Consider the following 1,656-nt stretch of genomic DNA (forward strand, 5'->3'; position numbering starts at 1 on the left):
GCGACATCGACGATCATGTCTTCCTGTCCGCCGACCATTTTGCGGCGTCCGAGTTCGACGAGGATCGCGCGGGTGTCGAGGCCGTAATCGGCGGCGGCTTTCTCGGCGTGGCGCAGGAAGCTGGAGTAGACCCCGGCATAGCCGAGCGCGAGGGTCTCGCGGTCGACGCGGACCGGGCGGTCCTGCAGCGGGCGGACCAGATCCTCGGCGGCGTCCATCAGCGCCATGACGTCGCAGCCATGGTTCCAGCCCTTGCGGTCGGCGGCGGCGATGAACACCTCCAGCGGCGCATTGCCGGCGCCGGCGCCCATGCCCGCGAGGCTCGCGTCGATGCGCACCGCGCCTTCCTGCGCGGCGACGATCGAGTTGGCGACACCGAGCGAGAGATTGTGATGCGCGTGCATCCCGCGCTGCGTCTCGGGCCTCAGCACACGGTCATAGGCCTGCAACCGGTCGCGCACGCCGTCCATGTCGAGCGCGCCGCCGCTGTCGGTGACATAGACGCAATGCGCGCCATAGCTTTCCATCAGGAGCGCCTGTGCGGCGAGAGCCTCGGGCTCGATCATATGGCTCATCATCAGGAAGCCCGCGACGTCCATGCCGAGGTCACGCGCGATGCCGATATGCTGCTTCGACACATCGGCCTCGGTGCAATGCGTCGCGACACGGACCGAACGGACGCCCAGATCATAGGCACGCTTGAGATCCTCGACCGTCCCGAGGCCGGGCAGGATCAGCGTCGTCAATATCGAGCGTTGGAGGACGTCGGCGACCGCCTCGATCCATTCCCAATCGGTATGCGCGCCAAAGCCATAGTTGAAGCTGGTGCCCGACAATCCGTCGCCGTGCGCGACCTCGATCGCATCGACCCCGGCGTCGTCGAGTGCCTTGGCGATCGCGCGGACATGGTCGACGCCATACATGTGGCGGATCGCGTGCATGCCGTCGCGCAGCGTGACGTCCTGAATATAGAGTTTCTGGCTGTTCACATCAAAACCGGCCATGTCAGTTCTCCGTTCCCGCCGCCATGCGCCGCGCGGCGAGCAGTTCGCCCGTCGCCTTGGCCGCCGCGGTCATGATGTCGAGATTGCCCGAGTAAGGGGGCAGATAGTCGCCTGCGCCCTCGACCTCGAGGAAGATCGACGTCTTGACCCCGGTGAAGACGCCCTGGCCCGGGATGGTCAGCGGATTGTTGTCGCCGAAGCGTTCGAACTGAACCTCCTGCTTCAACCGGTATCCGGGGACATAGGCCTGAACCTTTTTGACCATCGCCTCGACCGAGGCGCGGATCGCGTCCTCGTCGGCGCCGTCGGACAGGGTGAAGACGGTGTCGCGCATGATCATCGGCGGTTCGGCGGGGTTGAGGATGATGATCGCCTTGCCCACCGTCGCGCCGCCGACCGCCTCGATCGCGCGCGCGGTGGTGCGGGTGAACTCGTCGATATTGGCGCGGGTGCCGGGGCCGGCCGAGCGCGACGAGACCGAGGCGATGATCTCGGCATAATGGACTTTGCTGACCTGGCTGACCGCGGCGACCATCGGGATCGTCGCCTGTCCGCCGCACGTCACCATATTGACGTTGGGCTGATCGAGATGCGCTTCCATATTGACCGGCGGCACGGTGAAGGGGCCGATGGCTGCGGGGGTCAGGTCGAC

The 1,656-nt window shown here is 66.1% G+C and carries 2 protein-coding genes; both read right to left on the reverse strand.

Features of this window, described 5'->3' with window-relative positions; translation table 11 throughout:
- Window positions 1-1,004, reverse strand: a 1,004-nt coding sequence (gene dmpG / locus AC1RRJ_RS21545; protein ID WP_493126574.1) for a 4-hydroxy-2-oxovalerate aldolase, incomplete at its 3' end; no start/stop codon positions are given.
- 1 nt (window position 1,005) lies between these two features.
- The coding region (locus AC1RRJ_RS21550) for an acetaldehyde dehydrogenase (acetylating) (protein WP_493126576.1) at window positions 1,006-1,656 on the reverse strand (651 nt) is incomplete at its 5' end.

The sequence above is a fragment of the Sphingopyxis sp. GW821-FHT12C06 genome, assembly GCF_058807415.1.